Source organism: Niallia sp. CD-39, assembly GCF_059874745.1.
This window is the reverse complement of sequence record NZ_JCBCPS010000007.1, coordinates 29372-50379: the sequence shown is the minus strand read 5'-3', so window position 1 is coordinate 50379 and position 21008 is coordinate 29372. Positions and strand designations below refer to the sequence as shown.

Annotated in this window: 21 protein-coding genes; 7 read left to right on the top strand and 14 right to left on the bottom strand. The window is 37.4% G+C overall.

Annotation, left to right across the window (positions count from 1 at the left end):
- Nucleotides 1–50: 50 nt before the first annotated feature.
- The 3 genes from panF to AC6F34_RS14495 form a co-directional block, all read right to left on the bottom strand.
- Nucleotides 51–1517, bottom strand: a complete 1467-nt coding sequence (gene panF, locus AC6F34_RS14505; protein WP_500773359.1) for a sodium/pantothenate symporter — start codon at nt 1515–1517, stop codon at nt 51–53.
- Nucleotides 1514–1804, bottom strand: coding sequence for a YhdT family protein (locus AC6F34_RS14500; RefSeq protein ID WP_500773357.1), 291 nt, complete (start codon nt 1802–1804; stop codon nt 1514–1516). Before AC6F34_RS14500 ends, panF begins: the two co-directional genes overlap by 4 nt.
- Nucleotides 1805–2006: 202 nt before the next feature.
- Nucleotides 2007–2156, bottom strand: a complete 150-nt coding sequence (locus tag AC6F34_RS14495) for a hypothetical protein (RefSeq protein WP_500773355.1) — start codon at nt 2154–2156, stop codon at nt 2007–2009.
- 102 nt (nt 2157–2258) lie between these two features.
- Here AC6F34_RS14495 and AC6F34_RS14490 point away from each other — a divergent pair, with 102 nt between their 5' ends.
- A complete protein-coding gene (locus AC6F34_RS14490; protein WP_500773353.1) occupies nt 2259–2714 on the top strand; it encodes a universal stress protein in 456 nt (151 codons plus the stop codon).
- Between the two features lie 114 nt (nt 2715–2828).
- On the opposite strand, the gene argH is transcribed toward AC6F34_RS14490, so the two are convergent.
- Both argH and AC6F34_RS14480 read right to left on the bottom strand, forming a co-directional pair.
- Nucleotides 2829–4202: an argininosuccinate lyase gene (gene argH / locus AC6F34_RS14485; RefSeq protein WP_500773351.1), complete on the bottom strand. Its 1374-nt coding sequence runs from the start codon at nt 4200–4202 to the stop codon at nt 2829–2831.
- Complete coding sequence (locus AC6F34_RS14480; RefSeq protein WP_500773349.1) at nt 4199–5407, bottom strand: argininosuccinate synthase; 1209 nt, start codon at nt 5405–5407, stop codon at nt 4199–4201. Before AC6F34_RS14480 ends, argH begins: the two co-directional genes overlap by 4 nt.
- A 209-nt stretch (nt 5408–5616) precedes the next feature.
- Here AC6F34_RS14480 and AC6F34_RS14475 point away from each other — a divergent pair, with 209 nt between their 5' ends.
- Entirely contained in the window at nt 5617–5934 is a 318-nt protein-coding gene (locus tag AC6F34_RS14475) for a hypothetical protein (protein WP_500773347.1), read from the top strand.
- 201 nt (nt 5935–6135) lie between these two features.
- Here the strand turns inward: AC6F34_RS14475 and AC6F34_RS14470 are convergent, their stop codons facing one another.
- Entirely contained in the window at nt 6136–6648 is a 513-nt protein-coding gene (locus AC6F34_RS14470) for a MogA/MoaB family molybdenum cofactor biosynthesis protein (RefSeq protein WP_500773345.1), read from the bottom strand.
- Nucleotides 6645–7478, bottom strand: a complete 834-nt coding sequence (locus AC6F34_RS14465) for an EcsC family protein (RefSeq protein WP_500773343.1) — start codon at nt 7476–7478, stop codon at nt 6645–6647. Before AC6F34_RS14465 ends, AC6F34_RS14470 begins: the two co-directional genes overlap by 4 nt.
- A gap of 538 nt (nt 7479–8016) precedes the next feature.
- On the opposite strand from AC6F34_RS14465, the gene AC6F34_RS14460 reads away from it, so the two are divergent.
- From AC6F34_RS14460 to AC6F34_RS14445, 4 genes are all read left to right on the top strand, one after another.
- A complete protein-coding gene (locus AC6F34_RS14460; protein WP_500773341.1) occupies nt 8017–8388 on the top strand; it encodes a hypothetical protein in 372 nt (123 codons plus the stop codon).
- Nucleotides 8360–8944 carry a signal peptidase I SipW gene (gene sipW, locus AC6F34_RS14455; RefSeq protein WP_500773339.1) on the top strand — a complete coding sequence of 195 codons (585 nt, stop codon included), beginning with the start codon at nt 8360–8362 and terminating at the stop codon, nt 8942–8944. The genes AC6F34_RS14460 and sipW overlap by 29 nt, the downstream gene beginning before the upstream one ends.
- Before the next feature lie 72 nt (nt 8945–9016).
- Nucleotides 9017–12532, top strand: a complete 3516-nt coding sequence (locus AC6F34_RS14450; protein ID WP_500773337.1) for a M28 family peptidase — start codon at nt 9017–9019, stop codon at nt 12530–12532.
- A 73-nt stretch (nt 12533–12605) separates the two neighbouring features.
- The gene (locus AC6F34_RS14445) at nt 12606–13193 is read left to right on the top strand and encodes a TasA family protein (protein WP_500773335.1); all 588 of its coding nucleotides are present in this window, start codon (nt 12606–12608) and stop codon (nt 13191–13193) included.
- A 301-nt stretch (nt 13194–13494) separates the two neighbouring features.
- Here the strand turns inward: AC6F34_RS14445 and AC6F34_RS14440 are convergent, their stop codons facing one another.
- From AC6F34_RS14440 to AC6F34_RS14420, 5 genes are all read right to left on the bottom strand, one after another.
- On the bottom strand, nt 13495–14682 hold the full coding sequence (locus AC6F34_RS14440) for an acetate kinase (RefSeq protein ID WP_500773333.1): 1188 nt from the start codon (nt 14680–14682) through the stop codon (nt 13495–13497).
- Nucleotides 14683–14912: 230 nt separating this feature from the next.
- Nucleotides 14913–15902, bottom strand: a complete 990-nt coding sequence (locus tag AC6F34_RS14435; RefSeq protein ID WP_500773556.1) for a class I SAM-dependent methyltransferase — start codon at nt 15900–15902, stop codon at nt 14913–14915.
- A 183-nt stretch (nt 15903–16085) separates the two neighbouring features.
- On the bottom strand, nt 16086–17411 hold the full coding sequence (locus tag AC6F34_RS14430; RefSeq protein ID WP_500773331.1) for a short-chain fatty acid transporter: 1326 nt from the start codon (nt 17409–17411) through the stop codon (nt 16086–16088).
- A gap of 48 nt (nt 17412–17459) precedes the next feature.
- Nucleotides 17460–18101 carry a CoA transferase subunit B gene (locus AC6F34_RS14425; protein ID WP_500773329.1) on the bottom strand — a complete coding sequence of 214 codons (642 nt, stop codon included), beginning with the start codon at nt 18099–18101 and terminating at the stop codon, nt 17460–17462.
- A 2-nt stretch (nt 18102–18103) separates the two neighbouring features.
- Nucleotides 18104–18817 (bottom strand): CoA transferase subunit A, encoded by a 714-nt coding sequence (locus AC6F34_RS14420; RefSeq protein WP_500773327.1) that lies wholly within the window; start codon nt 18815–18817, stop codon nt 18104–18106.
- A 153-nt stretch (nt 18818–18970) separates the two neighbouring features.
- On the opposite strand from AC6F34_RS14420, the gene AC6F34_RS14415 reads away from it, so the two are divergent.
- A complete protein-coding gene (locus tag AC6F34_RS14415; protein WP_500773325.1) occupies nt 18971–19882 on the top strand; it encodes a LysR family transcriptional regulator in 912 nt (303 codons plus the stop codon).
- Nucleotides 19883–19943: 61 nt separating this feature from the next.
- Here AC6F34_RS14415 and tpx read toward each other — a convergent pair whose 3' ends face one another.
- Together tpx and ytfJ are read right to left on the bottom strand one after the other, a co-directional pair.
- Entirely contained in the window at nt 19944–20444 is a 501-nt protein-coding gene (tpx, locus tag AC6F34_RS14410; protein WP_500773324.1) for a thiol peroxidase, read from the bottom strand.
- Between the two features lie 108 nt (nt 20445–20552).
- A complete protein-coding gene (gene ytfJ, locus AC6F34_RS14405; RefSeq protein ID WP_500773322.1) occupies nt 20553–20996 on the bottom strand; it encodes a GerW family sporulation protein in 444 nt (147 codons plus the stop codon).
- Nucleotides 20997–21008 lie beyond the last annotated feature (12 nt).

The following is a 21008-nucleotide window of genomic DNA, read 5'->3' as shown; positions in this document are numbered from 1 at the left end:
GCAACAATATAAGCGCCCTTTCAAAAGATGAGAGGGCGTTTTACTGTATATTATACATACCAAAACTTTTTAATAATATGGTCTTGAGCAAGGCGATTCTTCTGCTGAGTAGTTAAACTAACAACGATAAAAACAACTAATGAGATAAGAATTGGAAACACCACCGTATGTACTCCACCAACCTCAGGTACAAAGCGGTCAATTAGTATATAACTCCCAACACCAGAAGCCATAGACGCTAAAGCCCCGTAACCATTTGCTTTTTTCCAATAGAGCCCTAATACAATTGGCCATATAAAGGCTGCCTCCAAACCACCAAATGCAAATAAGTTTAACCAAATTAATAAGTCAGGTGGATGGATTGAAGCCAAATAGACAAGTACACCGATTAGAGCAGTAACGGACAAACTCACGTTACGAACCGTTCGGTCTGACGCATCTGTATGAATGTAATTCAAGTAAATATCTTTCACTAATGCAGAGCTAATAAGCAAAAGTAATGAGTTTACAGTAGAAATGACTGCAGCAATTGGGGCAGCAAGAACAACACCTGCTAACCACGAGGGCAATATATGCAAGGTCAATTGTGGCATGACTGTATCTCCAACCTCAATCCCAGGCAATACAGCGCGCGCAAATACTCCTGTTAAATGCATCCCTAACATGATAAAACCAACCACTACAGTCCCTACGATCATGGCTGTATGCATTGCCTTTGAGTTTCGATAAGACATCCCTCTTACTGCAACTTGTGGCAATCCAATCACACCAACACCAACTAAAATCCAGAAGGAAGAAACGTATAATGGGGATAATGAGCCATCCGCTCCAAATGGGGTAATTAAGTTCGGATTTTCAGCTGCTAAATCCGATATAATTGTGGATACGCCACCGCCAGCAATGATTGTACCAACTAATATAATACATGTACCTAGCACCATAATAAAACCAAGTACTGTATCTGTTAACGCAATTGCACGGAAACCACCAATGACAACAAATACTAAAACAGAAATCGTAAAAATGAATAAGGCCGTTTGATAAGATACACCCATGAAGCTTTCTAACAATCTTCCTCCACCGATCCATTGTGCTGTCATTGAAGCAAACAAAAAGAAGACGATGCAACATGAAGAAAGAATGACTATCCACTTGCTTTCATATCTTTCTCGTAAAAAATCATTAATCGTAACAGCTTGTACTTTTCTTGAAACAATCGCAAATTTCTTTCCTAGAACAGCAAGTGTAAAGTAGCCTGTCACTACTTGGGCCATTGATAACAATACCCATCCGAGCCCCATATTATAAGCAACACCTGGCCCACCGATAAAGCTTGAAGCACTTCCATAAGTAGCTACGATTGTCATCGCTAATAAAAGTCCGCCTAAGTTTCTTCCGCCAAGAAAATATTCTTGGAGAAACTCTGGCCCTGACTTCACATACTTTGAAGCATAAAAACCAAAGAAAAATAGCATGAGTAAAAATAATAGCAACGGTACAGTAACTTCTATATTCACTTTTGCTCCTCCTGATCCTCTAAATCAAATGGAACGTCGATAAAATAAAAACGCACAACAAAATAGACAATGATTACCATTCCGATAAAACCTACTATACAACTATAGAAAAACCATGCTGGTAACCCAAGTATGTATTGATACTCTTCAATAGGCTTTCCCCCTAGACCATATGCTGTACCATACCACCATATAAAATGGATAACGACTAGGATTATGGCAATTAGCGCTTCACGGTTCGATACTTTAAATCGCGGATCTAGTCGCCCCTCTTGGTGCTGCTCCATAGTTTGTCACCTTCCTTCTAGTTATCTAAAGAATCACATTATACCTATTTTAACATTGAATACTTGAAAAAGATGACCATATTAATTGAAAAAATATCTTCTCACATGCTTCATTTTTTCTTTTTTTCAAAGAGACATTCCTAAATAAATGAAGACAAAGCCAAGAATTGACTTTGTCTACACATTTAAATACACGGATTACTTATTTATTTTTAGGTTTTGTACTATGTCTTTTGCGAATCGCTTCTTCATCTTCAACAGTACCACTATTGTATGCGTCCATTATTTGGGCGCTAATTTCATTTGCAGCTTCTTCATTATAATCTAATTCATTTTCATGTTTTTCTTTCAATATCATCGACTCCTTTTTGTTCTTTCTCGATTATTGTTCGATTTTCTGTTACATCTATTCATTTTTGGGTATTGTATAATATAGGTAAAGGAGGCGGTTTCAATGAGTATGAAATATTCAAACATTTTAGTGGCTGTTGATGGATCGACAGAAGCAAATTGGGCGGTTAAAAAGGCGCTTGAAATTGCCAAAAGGAACGACGCCCGTGTAATCGCTGCACATATTATTGATACAAGGTCATTCGCAACAGTCGAGGCATATGACCGTAACATTTCAGAGCGAGCAACTACTTTTGCTGAAGATTTAATGAAGAAATATGAGAGTGAGGCGCAGGCTTCAGGTGTTAGCAACTTCACTTATGAAATTGATTTTGGTTCTCCTAAAGTGAAGATTCCTAAAGACCTTTCAAAAAAGTACAATGTTGATTTAATTATTTGTGGGGCAACTGGAATGAATGCTGTCGAACGCTTCTTAATTGGCAGTGTTTCAGAGCATATTACCCGTTATGCCCACTGTGACGTATTAGTAATTCGTACAGATAAACCAGAAGAGATCTAGTAAAAAAGGTTATTTGAGGTGTTTCCATCCCTCAGATAACCTTTTTTAAAAGATAAGAGAATTTCGTCATAAACTGGTGATGTGTAAATTTCTTAAAGATTTATAAACTTATTCTTAATGCAATAAATTTTTTGCTTTTTCAATCGCTAGCTTAACTTGAGCAAAGCCCGTACCACCTGCGCTATTTCTACGTTTCACTGCCGTATAAGGGTCTAAAACAACATAGATGTCATCCTCAAACAACTCATGTGCTGCTTTATAGTCCTCCATCGGAAGTTCCCCTAAATAGCATCCCTTTTCAACACATGTAAGCACAAGCTTCCCAACAATTTCATGCGCTTCTCTAAATGGAAGCCCCTTGCTGGATAAGTAATCAGCCAACTCTGTTGCGTTGGAAAAGTCCGTTTTCGTTGCTTTTTCCATGCTCTCTGACTTAACTTTCATCGTTTGTACCATGCCAGCAAAAATCTTTAAGGAGCCTGTAACGGTTTTAACCGTATCAAACATTCCTTCCTTGTCTTCTTGCATATCCTTGTTATAAGCAAGTGGCAATCCTTTTAGAACCGTTAGCAATCCCATAAGATTCCCATAAACTCGTCCAGTTTTTCCACGAATTAACTCAGCCATATCTGGATTTTTCTTTTGCGGCATAATGCTACTGCCCGTTGCAAAACTGTCATCTAGCTCAATGAATTGAAATTCTTGACTAGACCATAAGATAAACTCTTCACTTAAGCGAGATAAGTGCATCATTAAAATGGAACTCGTAGAAAGGAATTCTAAAATAAAATCACGATCACTTACAGCATCTAAACTATTCTCATAAATACTATCAAAGCCAAGTAATTCTGCTGACTCATAACGGTTAATAGGAAAAGTCGTTCCAGCCAAAGCTCCCGCACCTAAAGGCGATACATTAATACGGCTTATGCTTTCAGATAGACGCTCCTTATCACGTTCAAGCATCCAAAAATAAGCCATTAAATGGTGAGCAAATGAAATCGGTTGAGCTCTTTGTAAATGTGTATAGCCCGGCATTACCGTTTCTACATTTTCTTCTGCCTTTAAAACAAGGGCATGCTGCATTTCTTCAATCAATTCAATGATATACTCCACTTGATTGCGCAAATATAAATGCATATCTGTCGCTACTTGATCATTACGACTTCTACCGGTGTGTAATTTTCCACCAACAGGACCGATTTCTTCTGTTAGATGACTCTCCAAATTCAGGTGAATGTCTTCAAGTTTAACAGAATACTCAAGCTCACCATTTGTGGCTTTTTCTTTTAAAACAAGCAATCCTGCTTTTATTTTTTCAGCTTCATCTTTTGTAAGAATTTCATTTGAAGCCAGCATTGTAACATGTGCAATGCTGCCTTCAATATCCTCCATGACAAGCTCTTGGTCAAAGCCAATAGATGCACCGAACTCATCTACCCATTCCTCAGCGGATTTCGTAAAACGACCGCCCCATAGTTTCTTCACACTGTCACCTTCTTCTCTTGTTGAACAATGCTTTGTACTTTTGTTGGCAAGCCCCAAAGCTTAATAAACCCTACAGCTGCATGATGATCAAATTCATCATCAGAAGTATATGTTGCTAATTTTTCGTCATATAAAGAGTATGGAGATTTTCTTCCCTCTACAATGGCATGCCCTTTAAATAGTTTTACGCGAACCGTTCCAGTTACATACGTTTGTGTTTCTTCTAAAAATGCTTGAAGAGCATTTCTTAGTTGTGAGAACCATAGTCCTTCATAAATAAGTTCAGCCATTTTCTTTTCAATCACTGGTTTGAAATGGGCAACTTCCTTCACTAAAGTTAAATCCTCTAACTCTTTATGTGCTTTAATTAATGTCATTGCGCCAGGACATTCGTAAACTTCACGAGATTTAATCCCAACTAAACGATTCTCAACATGATCAATTCTTCCTATACCATGTTTACCAGCAATGAAATTCAACTCAAGGATTAATTGATCTAGTGAATAGCTTTTTCCGTTTAAGCTAACCGGAATCCCTTTTTCGAATTCAATTTCAACAACATCTGGAGTATCCGGTGTGTTTTCAAGACTAGCTGTTAATTCATAAGCATCTTCAGGTGGTGCTGCCCAAGGATCTTCTAAAATTCCGCACTCATTGCTTCTTCCCCAAAGGTTTTGGTCAATCGAATATGGAGAATCTAAATTAATTGGAATCGGAATATTTTTCTCTTTTGCATATTCGATTTCCTCTTCACGAGACCATTTCCACTCACGGACAGGTGCTAAAACTTGTAAGTTTGGATTTAAAGCTTGAATTGCTACTTCAAAACGCACTTGGTCATTTCCTTTTCCAGTACAACCATGAGCAACTGCTACTGCGTTTTCTTGCTCTGCAACTTCAACAAGCTTTTTCGCGATCAATGGACGTGATAATGCTGAAATTAAAGGATATTTCCCTTCATATAAAGCATGTGATTGCATGGCAACTAATGCAAAGTCCTTTGCAAATTCTTCTTTTGCATCAATAACATGAGAAGCAATAGCTCCCACAGTTAACGCTTTTTCTTTAATGAAGTTTAAATCCTTCCCTTCGCCAACATCTAAACAACATGCAACGACATCGTATCCTTCATCTCCTAACCACTTAATAGCTACTGAAGTATCTAATCCGCCTGAATAGGCAAGTACAATTTTAGGTTTTGACATTTGAGTTTTCCTCCTTGGATATACGCATAAATATTCATATGTTTATATTTTTATTCATTTAATATGTTTTTACTTTATCAACATTTTACATAAAAAGCAAGAGGTATTATTAAAAACGCCAATTGAGTTTACTAGTTGCAGAGAATGGATTCAAAGCGCTCTTTATAGTAGACTGGGAATTAAATAGCCATTGTAGACGGGGGATGAAAATGAACACATTTTTTTCTAAGGACGAAAGGCTAGGAATCTGCATTCCAATCATTGAACAAAATTGGGATAAAATTAATGAAGAAACAAGACAATTGATTTTATTTCAATGGGAAAAAATTAGAGGAATGATTCCAGATCGAATTGCTGAAATTGAGCAAGAAATCAACAAGAAGCAAGACCGATTAAATAATGAAGAAAATTTCGAATTATCATGCATATTAAATACAGAAATTGCTGAGCTGGCATCAACAATCAATGAGCTCTGGTTATGGTATCGAACAAATCAAAGATTAACAGACGAAAAAGTTCATTCTTAATCAAAGATATCAATAGTAATAGGCGAATGTGTAGACAAAACCGGTAAAAGACTTTGTGTAAATGAATCTTTTGTTGTGGGGATGAGTGAGATAGAACGCCGTATGCGAGCGTTTGTCGAACAAATTTTGGAAATATGCATATCTATCCAATGAAAAAGGCATTTAAACGGCGGTCATTCGACGATTAAATGCCTTTTATTTTTATAAGTCTTTACGTATTTCACGAACGAAATGTGCTATTTCTGGAAGAATTAGTTTATTCATCGCAAGCTTTACAGCTCCAGTCGAACCAGGGGTAGAGAAAATCGCGGTATTGTTGCATACACCAGCTGATGCTCTCGATAGAATCGCGCTTGAACCAATATCTTCAGTGTAGCTGATGTAACGAAATAACTCCCCAAACCCTTTGATTTCTTTTTCAAATAAGCTTTCGACCGTTTCGATCGTTACATCTCTTTTTGCGATACCAGTTCCACCGTTTGTCAACACAACATCGATTGACGTGTCTAAACAGCCAGCTTGAACAGCCTCTTTAATTCCTGCACTTTCATCCTTCACAATAACATAATCCACAATTTTATGACCGTTCTCTTTTAAAAGCTTAATCATAAGTTGACCACTGCGGTCTGTTTCTTCATTTCTTGTATCACTTACAGTTATCACCTTGCAGGCAACTGTTTTTGGCGCTTCTTTTTTATGCTGGACTGAACTCATTGTCGTTTTTTCCTCTCCAAAAAGCGATATTGATAGTATTTTTCTGCAAAGCTTGTTACCTTACTTGTTAATTGATAGTTCGAGTAAGAACCGATAGCCATACTAATAAACGGAATTCCCTGAATCACTTTATTTCTAAATACATAGATGACTATTGCTTTTAATAATTGCTTTAAAGGCTGCTCCACTGAAGCAGCTGTAATGATTTCATCATTGCCTGCATAAAAATAATGCTCTGCATGATGCAAATCATTGATCAGTTCATCCCAAGCCTCAGCCTGTAACCTCACAGGCAATGTAGCTGCATGAAAAACTTTCAAAGCAGTCATCATTTCAAACGGTGTATTCACTTCCACTCCATATGACAATGCGGTCAACTGAACAGATCTTAAGTTAATCACAGTCAATGCCGGAATATCCGCTCCTAATAACAAGGAACTACCACTTCCAGAGGCTGCACCTTGAGCTAATGCATAAAAGCGATGACGAGTGATTTGTTGATTAGCAATAAATTGGAGTTGATCAATCGATAGCTTTTCTAAATCGTAAAGATCGACTAAATCCGGGCGAAAGATCCTCCCAGAAGTTAAAATTCTCTTTTTAACATCTGCTTGCAACTGAGAGTTATGAATTAACGCATGTAAATGAAACAACCAGTTATCTGCACGTGAAAAAAAACGCTGTTTTGTCTCAGGTGGTAAAAGCGAAAATGAATATTCAATAAATTGATCATATGTACGTTCTAAATCATTGGCTTCATAATGTCTTAATGATGCAATCCAATCTTGAATTTCAGCAAATACTTGCTGTTCCCTTTCTTTCAATCCCATCCTAAAACCCTCCAAACAATTGAGTTTGATTTTAGTATAGCACATAAGTCATTCGGCCTTCATTGCTCTTACTAATTAAACACCTCATCAAAATACTTAGTAGCCGAATTTATCTATATGACTTATGGCACATTGCTTGTCGACCCTTTCCCCTATTTCTTTCTAATCCGACTCTATTAAAACTGGAAATAGTAGAATAATCATTTCATTAGAAAAGACCTCAAAATTATTTTTTCAATGTAATTGCAATCCTTCTTTTCATAATGTTTCAATTTGTATTTTTTCTATAATATTTTGAATGAAATATTCTTAATCACATAGCCACCATTTATTTTCTGTAAATAGTAATCTCTCTGCTAAGAGTTTGTAAGAAAATCTACCAAAAAAAACAGACGAAACTACTATTTTTTGATTTTTTAGAAAAAACAGAATAAATAAGTCGTAATATTCATGAAATTCTATATTTTCCTTTCTATACTGTAAAAAAAGACATAATTTTACCAGATATACCAACAGCTAAGGAGTGGAAGTACCTATCATGTATAAAAAATCCATTCTCTCTATCATTGCGAAGCTACTGTTCGTCTGGTACATCTTTATCGGCGGTTCATCGATAGTAATTGGTAAAACCAACGCTTTTTTTTACGATCAACACAGTTTATTGTTTTCCATTGAGGCAACAATTTGGGAAACACCTCTAATAAATATTGAAGACATCGCAGATTTCGACGAACCTAATGAGATCGAAGATGATGATTTTGATAATCTCAATAAACCTTCCCCTCTCCTAGAGAATCCCGAAAATAATGAAAATCAAACGAATATTGATATTGATACTTCATTTGAAGCAATAGAAAATAATCAGATTGTGGGTGATAACATTGAAGAAAACGATGAAGTACATGAATAATCTATTAACTGCTTTACTTTTTATCTGCCTAATTTCTTTAACTATGCTTGTCATTTCAACAAAAGCTTCTGGCGGAGATCCTACTATATTGGGCTATCAACTAAAATCTGTCCTTTCCGGATCAATGGAGCCAACCTTTCTCACTGGGTCCATCATTGCCATTAAACCGCTAGCAGAAGAAGAACAAAAAAAACTGCAAGCAGGAGAGATCATCACATTTCAAACAAAAGAAAACCTCCTAATCACACATAGAATAACTGAAGTCAAAAAAACCGGAGAACATGTTTTGTATTCAACAATGGGCGACAACAACAATGGAGTTGACCTAGAGCCTGTACTATCTGAAAACGTTGTTGGCCACTACACAGGCTTTACGATCCCTTATATCGGTTATCTCTTTCATTTCTCTCAATCGAAGGAAGGGGCTGCTCTCCTTTTAGTTATTCCTGGTATTCTCCTCATCCTATACGGCGCTTATTCACTTTACAAAGGTATAAATGACCTAACTCCACGACACCAAACACCAAATCATGCAGATGTTAAAAAATCACATTAATTTCCTTGGAGGTAGAAGAGGTACTCTTTTATCACATAAAACTATGAATCTATTAGGAGGTGCAGTTCATTAATGAAAAGCAGTTGGAGCAAGAAGTTTTTTATGTTAGTAACTAGTCTACTTCTTATCGTATCAATGCTACTCCCGAGTCTTGGAGTCCTTACCGCTGCCGAAACTGGGAAGGGAGAACCACTTCCACCTGAAGAAGCTGTAAAAATTGTAACTATCGAAATTCCGAATGAAGAAGCTGCTGAGATAATTGCAGATCTAGAGATTGAGATTGATCATGGTTTGCACGAACATGACGGAGTTTGGGAAGCAGAAGTAGTTGTGACCCCTTCAGAGATCAATGCACTACAAGAGTTTGGAATTACAGTTAAAGAAACTATGATGACTGAACAAATTTGGGAAACAAGAGTAGAGGAAAAAGAAAAAACCACTCAGCGCAATCTTACCATCCTTTCTCAAAATGAAAAGTTGCAAGTTTTACGCGCAAATCACTATACAAATCAAGCAGCGACATTTTTATATGTTGAAGCAAAATCAAATGCAGGAGCTGCAGCATCAACCGCTTTAACAGCAACATGGGTTGAAAATGGCGAGGAAAAAACAGCCACTCTTTCTCGTAAAGTCGATTATGGTGAATACCTTTATCACTTTGTCGAACTTCCAGTAAACGACATTCCGTCAAATGTGACCATTACAAGCAACCAAGGTGCAACCGTTTCAAGTGAAGTGACAGAATGGCTAGGTGGAGAAAGACCTGAACCAGGTGAACACTATGTAAGCGAATTTGTCGATCATTATATGAACCCAACTGAAATCTATGAGCGAATGGAGCAATTAGCTAATGAGTTTCCTGAGTTAGTAGAGATTATTGAAATGCCTCATGAAACAAACGGATATCGTAGACTTGCTAAAGCGACTTTAGGAGGGTTTACGAACACTGCCGTTGCCCTAACCTCTTCAGCCTGGGGGCATGAAGGTGGAAATGACATTGAAGTTCATTTTATTCGCTCTGACGAAAGCAATTCCCAGCTCGTAGTAGACGTTACTGAAAATGTTGTAACTGTACAATTAGCTACGAATAGCTCAGGAGAGATTACTAGCACAGCACATCAAGTTGTACAAGCCATTAATTCACATGAAAGTGATGTTGTAACTGCTACTACTTATAGAGGCAATGGTGGAAGCGGTGTTGTAGCAGCTGGATCTGTTACTTTGAACGATGGATTAAACGCCCCTGAAGAAGTTTCGCGCGATCCATTTACCGTAAAAGCATTCCGAATAGGAAAAGTTAGAGATGGCTCAAAACCTGGTGTGCTTGGCTACTCTCAGGAACATGCAAGAGAATGGGTGACACCACTTGTCACACTAGAAACAGCTGAACGTTTATTAAGAAACTATGGACATGATGAAGCAACAAAAGAGCTAGTAGATGAGCTTGATATTTTCTTAGTGCCGAGTGTGAATCCTGACGGCGCACATTACAGCTTTTATGATTACAATATGCAACGTCGTAATATGACCAACTACTGTCAACCTCATCAAGCTTCAGATTTTGCAGCTCGAAATAGCTGGGGCGTCGACTTAAATCGAAACCATTCGGTTGGTTCAGTATATGATGGATTTATTGGTGGATCTACTAGCTGTACGAGTGATACGTATGCTGGCCCAGAGAAACAATCAGAACCAGAATCCAAGAACATTGTCTGGTTAGCAGACACATTTGAGAACATCGGATTCGCAATGAACATCCATAGCCATGGTGGATACTTCATGTGGTCTCCAGGTGCGTATGATACGAACCGTACTCCGTTACCACGACCTACTGCTGGAGAAGAGGCATTTTACTGGCAGGCTTCAGAACATATTTTGAAAAATATCCAAGATCACCGCGGTACAGTCATTCAGCCAGCACGAACAGGCCCAATCCCTGATGTACTCTATTCTGCAGGTGGTAATTCTGCTGATTATTTATGGTATGAAAAAGGGATTTATGCATGGAACTTTGAAGTCGGTGCTCCATTATGGAATGGAAGCCGTTGGGTATCTGTTGGGTTCCAGCCTGTATACGAAGAGGGTCATGAAGAAGCGATGGAATTTTCCAATGGATTAATTGGCTTGCTAGAAGTGACTCTTGAGCAATCAAAAGATACAAAAAACCCTGTTTCTACCGCTACTCCAGGAAGTGGCCGATATACATCTGAAGTAGAGATTGAGATTGAAACAGATGAACCTGCAACGGTTCATTATACATTAGATGGCAGCATTCCAAATTTTGATTCTCCAACCATTCAATTAAGTGGTACCCGTGAAGGCGCAGAGAAATTAAATATTGATGCGACTACTACGATTAAGTATTTCTCAGTTGATCCAGCTGGCAATGTAGAGAATAACTATGATCCAGAAAACGGAAAAGGCTATAATTCTGTAACGATAACGATTGGTGGAGCAGATGGTGAACCACCTGGCGTCACAGATTTGGAAGCATTAATCGATCGATATACGAATGAAGGTGAGATCAGCACCGCTGTCTCACGCCTATTAAAAACCCATTTAACTGCGATTAAACTCCTTGAAAAACAAGGACAATTCGAGAAGTTATTTACTCAGTTTGACGGATTTAAACAACTTGTTTCATTACAAGAAACAAGAGGACAAATATCTGAAACAGCTTCTAATTCCATTAAAGCGTATTCAGATTATTTAATTGGCACTATTACTGTCCCATTTGAATCGGACCTCGTTATGCAAACAATTGAAACACTTAGCATTGGTATCGGTCCAAGAGTTCCTGGCTCAGTAGAAGAAAAAGAAGCATCAGAATATATAAAGACTGAGTTTGAAAATCTTGGCTACGATGTATCGATACAGGAATTCAATTTACGGACAAGTGGTCAATCCCAAAATGTGATTGCAGTAAAAAAACCAGCAAACATCGAGAACCCTGAAATCGTGTATATCACAGCCCATTATGATAGTGTACGGAATTCTCCTGGAGCAAACGATAATGCTTCAGGAACAGGCTCAATCTTAGAAATGGCAAGAATGCTAAAGCAAATCAATACAGATAAAGAAATTCGATTTATTGCATTCGGTGCAGAAGAATCAGGGTTACTTGGTGCAAGGCACTATGTAGAACAATTGAGTGACGGGGAGATTTCTAGATCGCTTGTTAATTACAATTTAGATATGGTCGGCACAAATTGGGAGCCAGCTTCACAGCTTCATGTGAGCACAGTCGATGGTCAAGCTAATTTAGCTTGGGAAACCGTACAAAATGCAGCTCTTACATTCAACCTTGATGAAAGCACGTACAAGCTTCATCGTCTAGGAAGATCTGATCATGTTCCATTCCATGATGCCGGTATTGATGCAGCATTGTTTATTTGGATGGAGCCTGGAACAGCACCTGGTGGGGCAGGTATCGAGCCATGGTACCACAGTGAATTAGATACGATTGAACGAATCAGCCCAGAAAGAATTCAATATGTTGGAGATTTAATTGGACAAGCTCTACTTGACTTACTTAAGAATGCAAATGCACACAAGCCTTATACTAACGAAATAGACGAAGCGGCGTAATTCATCGTATCAGCTTCTCTATGGGATTTTTCAAAGGTTATTCCATAGAGGAGACCAATAAGGAGGAGTAAGGATGGGATTCAAAAAAAGGATTGGAATGGGGATTATGTCAACTATGCTTGGATTAAGCTTAGTTGGTGGCGGTACTTTTGCTTACTTTAGTGATACAGAAACATCCAATAATACTTTTGCAGCTGGAACATTAGATTTATCATTGAACCCAACAGAAATTGTCAATGTAGATAATATTAAGCCAGGTGATTCCTTCGTTCGGATATTCGAATTAGGAAATGCGGGCACATTAGATATCGAAAAGGTATATATTAACACTGATTACATTGTCCATGATGCTCTAAATGACAATAATGAAGACTTTGGCCAGCATATTCTTGTAGAATTTTTATACAATGCCAATAATTTTGACGAAGTCATTTTTGAAACAACATTAGCGGAACTTCGAACAATGAATCCTGATGTTGTATATCAAAATATCTTTTATCCTGACTTTGGAGAAACTGGCCTGCCAGTTGGGTCTGTTCATGATCTAGTTGTTAAATTCAACTTTATCGATAATGGAGAGGATCAAAATCAATTTCAGGGAGATTCTCTAAACCTTACATGGGAATTTGTTGCGACACAAACAGCAGGAGAGGAAAAATAACTCATCCTCAATTCATCATTCTTATTCTTTAAAATTGAAAAGGTATCCTAACAACAGGATACCTCAGACTGTTGACAATCGCTCGCATACGTCGTTGTTTGTCTCACTCGTCCCCTCATGAACCGTGTGTTCTATTCGGGTCTTCATTCGACCGCACGCCTAGTCTGACAAGCGTTTTCAAGACATTCTGAGGGTTTCTCTTATTATCAAAAAGTACTACGAAAAAAATGTAGACAAAGTCGAAATCGACTTCGTCTACAATCTCAGGTATCCTAACAACAGGATACCTTTTTTCACCTATTTAAAAAGCAAACTTAATTACATCTCTCGCAATCATGACTTCTTCATTAGTCGGGATGACCATAACCTTTACTGGTGAATGAGGGTAATTAATGAAAGCTTCCTTCCCTCTTACTTTATTCAATGCTGGATCCCAGTATACACCCATGAACTCCAGTCCTTTTAATACTCTTTCTCGAATTACATCGCTATTTTCACCAATACCAGCTGTAAAGATAATGGCATCGACTCCATACATTCTAGATGCATAAGAACCGATGTATTTATGAATGCGGTCGGCAAACACTTGAAGTGCTAGCTCTGCCCGTTTATTTCCTTCTGCTGCTTGCTCTTCTATATCACGTAAATCACTTGAGAATCCAGATACTCCAAGCATTCCACTCTTTTTATTTAGTACATCTAAAACTTCATCAGCCGATTTATTTGTCTTTTCCATAATGAATGGGATTAATGCAGGATCGATATTGCCTGAACGAGTACCCATTGTAACACCCGCTAGTGGAGTGAAGCCCATTGATGTATCAATTGACTTTCCACCTTGAATAGCCGCAATACTTGCTCCGTTTCCTAAGTGACAAGAAATTAATCTTAACTGTTCAACAGGTCGACCAAGCATTTCTGCTGCTTTATTCGAAACATACTTATGGCTCGTCCCATGAAATCCATATTTACGAATCCCGAATTCCTTATAATATTCGTAAGGTAAGCTATATAAGAATGAACTCTCAGGCATCGTTTGATGAAACGCAGTGTCAAATACAGCAACAGCTGGAACATTCGGCAATGCTTGTTGAAACGCTTTAATTCCGGTAACATTCGCCGGGTTATGCAGTGGTGCCAATTCAGATAGTACTTCAATCTTATTCAATACATCTTCATTAATTAATACAGAATCAGCAAAATCCTCACCACCATGTACTACTCGGTGTCCAATACCTTCGATTTCTTCTAAATGTTGAATAATCCCTAAATTTGTTAACTTACTCAATAGCATGTTTACAGCTACGTCATGGTTCGGAATGTCTGTGACTTCCTTTATTTTTTCCTCATTTACAGTGATCGAAAAAACAGAGTCATTTAATCCGATCCGTTCAATCATTCCTTTTGTAATGACATCCTCACTTGGCATTTCAAATAACTGAAACTTCAATGATGAGCTACCTGCATTTATTGCAATTACTTTAGCCATTCTTCTCCGCTCCTCTTGTCTAGTTTGTATATGAACAAATTTTACTTATAAAATTAAATTTAATAATTGTAGTATCTCCAATTTTAAATTTAACCATTGAAACTTGTTCATTTCAAGAGTATCTATCACTGAATCCGCTTTCATTCGAAAGAGTATTTATTCTGTCAATTAATTGACACAATATAATGAATAAAGGCAAACCCATTTTTGTTAGAGTTTACCTTTATTTTTTAATTTGTTTTATTTTCTTTTATCCATTCACTAACATTTCGAAGTATTTTATCAACTTCCTTCGCATTTGATAAGCTAGGAAGATTCACAAGTAAAGCTTCTTTTGGAGCTGTTGCGTCTTGTGATTTTTTTTGTAGAATTAAGATACTTTTTGCTGACTGCTCATTTTTAAATAAAGACAGAGGCAATCGGAACAATCCCTGAATAAATGCATGCTGCTTAATGTAATCATGCAATCTACTCGCTTGAGGGCTTTCGAACAATCCATTAGGCACAAGGAAGAATAAATACCCTCCATCCTTCACATGATTTACACTTTGCTCAATAAACAAATGATGAGCATATGCATGTCCCTCATCTGCTTTTAGAAAATAACTCTCTGCCCGAACGTCATTTGGATAATATCCGATTGGTAAATCTGCAATAATAGTGTCTGTCTTTTCAATAAATAGTGGTTCTAAACCGTCTTGATTAAAAAATTCAATCGAATGCTGTTGCAAATTCGCATTCATATACGCAAGTCGGATGAGTACATCATCGATTTCTACGCCAACCCCAGAAAGATGACGACCTTTTAATTGATTCATCACTGTTGTTAATAAATTTCCCGTTCCAACAACTGGATCAAAAATCGTTATTTGTTTCTCTGTCACAAATTTCTCTACTAAATAACCAAGAAGTAACCCAACGGCATCTGGTGTCATTTGATGATTTGGCTGTACATTTTCTCGCATTCCTTTTAATATGGCTAATTGAAAGGCTTTACGAATTTCTTCCTTCCCAAATGCATCTAGCCGAACTTCTTCATATACTTTTTTTAACCGCTTTGCCGTTACTTCACTTAGTTCTTCTTGTAACACACTTTCATGAAAGAGATTATCTCCTGTTTCAGCTAATGCTTCTAAATAGTTACAAGATAACTCTTCTTGAATCAAAGTTGCGGTCTCATTAAATACTGTAAACAACTCTTCTACTGGCGTAATCTTCACAACGATTTCCTCCACTTTCCTTCTCCCTTTTTGCAATGCTTCATTTTAACATAAATAAGAATGAAATATCATTCCATAACTCTCATTTTACGTTTTCTAGAGAAGTTCTAATCAATGATCTCGTAGAATTTTTTCCTTTAGAATGAAAAAACTAGCTCAATGTGAAGAGCTAGTTCTTCGTAATTATAAAAAGATTAGTCCGATAGAGATTGGAATGGCCGACCAAAACAATAAAATAAGACAGAATCCCATGATGTCTTTTACTTTTAAGCCAGCAATTGCAAGGATTGGCAATGCCCAAAACGGTTGAATCATATTTGTCCATGCATCTCCCCAAGCAACTGCCATTGCAACCTTAGCAGTATCGACACCAAGGTCTAGTGCAGCTGGTATCATAATTTGTCCTTGTACAGCCCATTGCCCCCCACCTGATGGGACAAAGAAGTTAATAAGACCAGCACTAATAAATGTTAAAAACGGTAATGTGGTTTCTGTTGATATATTGACAAACCATTCAGCAATTTGATCTGATAATCCAGACTCAACCATCATTCCCATGATTCCTGCATAGAATGGGAATTGAATAATAATCGGTCCTGCATTTTTAACAGCTTCATTAATTGACTGCAAAAATCTCCTTGGTGTTTTATGACACAATATCCCTAAAAATAGAAAGATAAAATTAACTACGTTAATATTAAGGTCAAACCCATTTTCAACAAAATGTAGGAAAATAAATACAAGTCCTAGTCCACCAATTAAGTAGGATAAAATTGAGCTATTTTCCAAACGATCTGCTGGAGTTTTTATTTCATTTGTAGCAGCTTTTTCATTCCGAGCATTCATCTCTAAAACAGCTGGATCAATCAACGTCTTATCCTTGATTGCTCTTAAAGATAAATAGTTGATTATCGGCAATGTCGCAATCAATGTGATAACAATAAAGATATTGTATGGTGAGAATAATGTTGCTGTAATCGGCACGACACCCATACTGTCTGAAAGAAAATGGTTCTGTGTGGCAATCGTTAAAGGAATAGACCCTGAAAGTCCACCATGCCAAACTAAAAACCCACTATAGGCAGAAGCAACAAGCAAACGGTAATCGACAGTTGGAACTTGTTTAACCACATGTCTTGCAAATAATGCGCCGACTACCAAACCGAATCCATAGTTAATCAAGCATGCAATTGAAGCGACGAATGTGACGAGCACGATCGCTTGTCCTGGTGTATGAGCTAAAACCGCTAATCTACTAAGTATTGCTGTTACAGGCTTTGAACTTGCCAAAATATATCCTGTCACAACAATCAATGACATTTGCATTGTAAAATCTAGTAAGTTCCAAAAACCCTCTCCCCAGTAACCAACCATATCTCTAGGTGAGCTACCTGTTGAAAACAACCCTAAAACAAAAACGATAAGAGTCAAAATGACTGCAAATAAAAATGCATCCGGTAAGTAACGCTGTACCATTCGATCAAAAAAACGTGTTATTGCACCAAACATACTATGTTCCCCCTATGTGACAAGACAAAGCTGCTCTCCCACTTCCTCTTATAAATTGTTAGAAACGATAAATGCTGCGTCTGTACATTCTTTTATGTCTTCTACTGAATACCCCTCTAATGTTTCAATTAATTTCATCCCTTCGTCAGTAAAATCGAATACTGCTCGATCTGTAATAAGACGGTGAACCACTTTCTCCCCAGTTAGTGGTAAGCTACACTCTTTTTTCACTTTCGTTTCACCGTATTTATTAACATGCTCCATAATCACTACAACTTTCTTTGCCCCTTGAACGAGATCCATTGCTCCTCCCATTCCTTTTACCATTTTCCCTGGAATCATCCAGTTCGCTAAGTCACCGCCCTCGGATACTTCCATTCCTCCTAAAATTGCAAGATCGATATGTCCACCTCGAATCATCGCAAATGACTCCGCATTATCAAAGAAGGTCGCACCCTTTATTGCCGTTACCGTTTCTTTTCCAGCATTGATTAAATCAGGATCTTCTTCCCTTTCATATGGATAAGGACCAATCCCTAGTAGCCCATTTTCCGATTGTAGAAACACTTGTTTTCCCTCTTCAATTTCATTTGCTACAAGTGTAGGCATACCAATTCCCAAATTTACATACATCCCGTCTTCAACTTCTTTAACTGCTCTTTCAATAATAATTTCTCTAGATGTCCTCATTGTTATTGCCCCCCTTCTATCATTGCTTTTTTACGATTTGTTTTACGTTCTATCCTCTTTTCATAGTCAGAACCTTTAAAAACATGCTGAACATACACACCTGGTGTATGAATGAAATTTGGATCTAGTTCACCAACATCTACAATCTCTTCAACTTCTGCAATCGTCACTCTTCCAGCTGCAGCAGCTAGAGGGTTAAAGTTACGAGCTGTATATTTGTAAATAAGATTGCCATACATGTCAGCTTTCCATGCTTTTACAAGAGCTACATCTCCTGTTATCGCTTTTTCTAATACATACATCTTTCCATCAAACTCTTTTAACTCTTTTCCTTCAGCTACCTTTGTTCCTACTCCAGTTGGTGTATAAAAACCTGGAATTCCAGCTCCGCCTGCACGAATACGCTCAGCCAGTGTACCCTGTGGAACGAGCTCGACTTCAATTTCCCCATTTAAATACTGTTTCTCAAATAACTTATTCTCTCCTACATAGGAAGCAACAATCTTTTTAATTTGCTTGTTTGCTAACAGGAGACCCAAGCCCCAGTCATCAACACCACAGTTATTGCTTACTACCGTTAAATCTTTTACTCCACTTTCGACAAGAGCTAAAATCGATTTTTCAGGAATACCACATAAACCAAATCCACCGACAATCAGTGTATCTCCATCCTTAATATTGGTGATTAAATCGTTCATTGAGTTTGAAATTTTCATCCTTAGTCCCCTTCCACACTTTTATGAAAGCGCTATCTTTTTTCACTTTACTAAAAATCAGAATATTAGTAAAATAGATAAAAATTATAACTATTATTCCAATAATGAATAAGAGATGGTAATTTTATAACAAAGAGCTATACGGAGGGCTAAATGGATTTAAAACAAATCAAATGTTTTCTCGAAGTATGTGAAGTATTAAATTTTTCTAGAGCCAGTGAAAATCTATTCATGTCACAGCCAGCACTCAGCAAAATTATTCAATCACTCGAAGCAGAATTAGAATATAAGCTTTTTGATCGTTCTACAAGACACCTTAAGATGACTGAGGAAAGTAAGACATTAATTCCATATGCAAAGAAGCTAATTAGACAAATGGACGACTTTAAAAAAATTGCTTCAGAACTAAAAACAACTCCTTCAGGTGAAATCCGATTTGGTTTACCACCTGTCATCGGTTCTAGCTTTTTCCCAGGGATACTAGCTTCATTTAAGCAGCAATACAAAGACATACAGATTACAATTATTGAAGAAGGGTCTCAAATCATTCAACAAAAGCTTCTAGATGGAGAGATTGATTTAGGCGTATGTATCCTACCATTGAACGAAGATCAATTTGAAACGATCCCTATTATTGAAAAGAAATTGAAGCTGCTTTTACCTATCAAACATCCGCTTGCACAAGAAAAGAGCGTATCCTTAAATGCTTTACAGCATGACTCATTTATTATGTTTAGGGAAGGGTTTACTTTGCACAATAAAGTACGGGACGCATGTATACAGGTGGGTTTTGAGCCGAAAATTTGCCACGAAAGTAGCCAATGGGACTTTATGCTTGAAATGGTTTCAACAGGTAACGGAATTTGTATAGTACCAGAAACGTTATGCGAAAGAGTAAACCCAATGCACTGTATTGCAGTAGATATTACTAATCCAGTAATCGAATGGAACCTAGCCATTATTTACCGTAAAGGAAGTTATAAATCCTTCGCAGCGAGAACATGGATTCAATTTATTGATGAATCCTTTCAAAGAAACAAAACGTATACAAATATGATGTCATAAACATGAATAAGCCCATCACCTTGATAGGTGAATGGGCTTATTCTTTACGTTTTGTACACTATTAATTTGCTGATCTAGCTGCCTCAACAGCTGCATCGTAATTTGGATGATCCGTTGCTTCACTCACATATTCTGCATAAGTAACAACATCATTTGCATCCACAACAAAGACTGCACGAGCTAATAATCTTAATTCTTCAATTGCTACACCATATGCTTTTCCAAATGATAACGCACGGTGATCAGAAACTGTCTGTACATTATCAATACCTGCAGCAGCACACCAACGTTTTTGAGCAAACGGAAGGTCAACACTAACGGTTAATACTTTCACGTTATCTAGCTTTGATGCCTCTTCATTAAAGCGTCTCGTTTGAGCGTCACAAACACCAGTATCAATAGAAGGCACAACACTAATTAATCGAACTTGTCCTTTAGACTGATCTAGAGTCACCTCAGATAAATCGTTTGCTAGAACAGAAAAATTAGGAGCTTTTTCTCCAACCTTTACTTCTTCTCCTAATAAAGTAACAGCATTTCCTTTAAAAGTAATAGATGCCATGTAAACCTTCCTCCTTTTCTATTATCTATACAGTGTAAATCATATCTTTTCAGAATATTATTTGCAAGAATAAAGGCTAACTCTCTAATTAGAAAGTTAGCCTTATTTTTAAATCCCTAAATCTTCTTTCGGCAAATTATTTTTCTCTGAGGAATCCTTTTTATTTAACATTTGTTGAATTTTTTCGACAGCCTGTGGAGCTAAATCAAGGAGTCTCTCATAAAGATGAGTACTTTCATCTAAATGAACCATTTTAACCCCTTGTGAATTCACAATTAAAAATGCAATCGGTGTGATTGAAACACCCCCACCGCTACCTCCACCGAAAGGGTGGATTTTTTGTTGACCTTGCTCACCACTACCAGAATCAGAGCCACTTATATTAAAATCGCTTCCTCCAGCAGCAAAACCGAAGCCTACTTTAGAAACTGTTAAAATTACGCTACCATCAGGTGTTTCTACAGGGTCACCAATGATTGTATTCACATCAATCATTTCTTTTAAATTTTCCATTGCTGTGGTCATTAATCCTTGAATTGGGTGTTCAGACATATGAAGAAGCCT

What these genes read in the sequence shown, in the direction of transcription:
- AC6F34_RS14480 (WP_500773349.1), bottom strand. Translation starts at nt 5,407, where the DNA reads ATGTCAAAACCTAAAATTGTACTTGCCTATTCAGGCGGATTAGATACT.
- AC6F34_RS14415 (WP_500773325.1), top strand. Translation starts at nt 18,971, where the DNA reads ATGGATTTAAAACAAATCAAATGTTTTCTCGAAGTATGTGAAGTATTA.
- AC6F34_RS14500 (WP_500773357.1), bottom strand. Translation starts at nt 1,804, where the DNA reads ATGGAGCAGCACCAAGAGGGGCGACTAGATCCGCGATTTAAAGTATCG.
- AC6F34_RS14440 (WP_500773333.1), bottom strand. Translation starts at nt 14,682, where the DNA reads ATGGCTAAAGTAATTGCAATAAATGCAGGTAGCTCATCATTGAAGTTT.
- AC6F34_RS14490 (WP_500773353.1), top strand. Translation starts at nt 2,259, where the DNA reads ATGAGTATGAAATATTCAAACATTTTAGTGGCTGTTGATGGATCGACA.
- ytfJ (WP_500773322.1), bottom strand. Translation starts at nt 20,996, where the DNA reads ATGTCTGAACACCCAATTCAAGGATTAATGACCACAGCAATGGAAAAT.
- AC6F34_RS14420 (WP_500773327.1), bottom strand. Translation starts at nt 18,817, where the DNA reads ATGAAAATTTCAAACTCAATGAACGATTTAATCACCAATATTAAGGAT.
- AC6F34_RS14470 (WP_500773345.1), bottom strand. Translation starts at nt 6,648, where the DNA reads ATGAGTTCAGTCCAGCATAAAAAAGAAGCGCCAAAAACAGTTGCCTGC.
- AC6F34_RS14475 (WP_500773347.1), top strand. Translation starts at nt 5,617, where the DNA reads ATGAACACATTTTTTTCTAAGGACGAAAGGCTAGGAATCTGCATTCCA.
- AC6F34_RS14460 (WP_500773341.1), top strand. Translation starts at nt 8,017, where the DNA reads ATGTATAAAAAATCCATTCTCTCTATCATTGCGAAGCTACTGTTCGTC.
- AC6F34_RS14450 (WP_500773337.1), top strand. Translation starts at nt 9,017, where the DNA reads ATGAAAAGCAGTTGGAGCAAGAAGTTTTTTATGTTAGTAACTAGTCTA.
- AC6F34_RS14445 (WP_500773335.1), top strand. Translation starts at nt 12,606, where the DNA reads ATGGGATTCAAAAAAAGGATTGGAATGGGGATTATGTCAACTATGCTT.
- AC6F34_RS14425 (WP_500773329.1), bottom strand. Translation starts at nt 18,101, where the DNA reads ATGAGGACATCTAGAGAAATTATTATTGAAAGAGCAGTTAAAGAAGTT.
- tpx (WP_500773324.1), bottom strand. Translation starts at nt 20,444, where the DNA reads ATGGCATCTATTACTTTTAAAGGAAATGCTGTTACTTTATTAGGAGAA.
- AC6F34_RS14430 (WP_500773331.1), bottom strand. Translation starts at nt 17,411, where the DNA reads ATGTTTGGTGCAATAACACGTTTTTTTGATCGAATGGTACAGCGTTAC.
- AC6F34_RS14465 (WP_500773343.1), bottom strand. Translation starts at nt 7,478, where the DNA reads ATGGGATTGAAAGAAAGGGAACAGCAAGTATTTGCTGAAATTCAAGAT.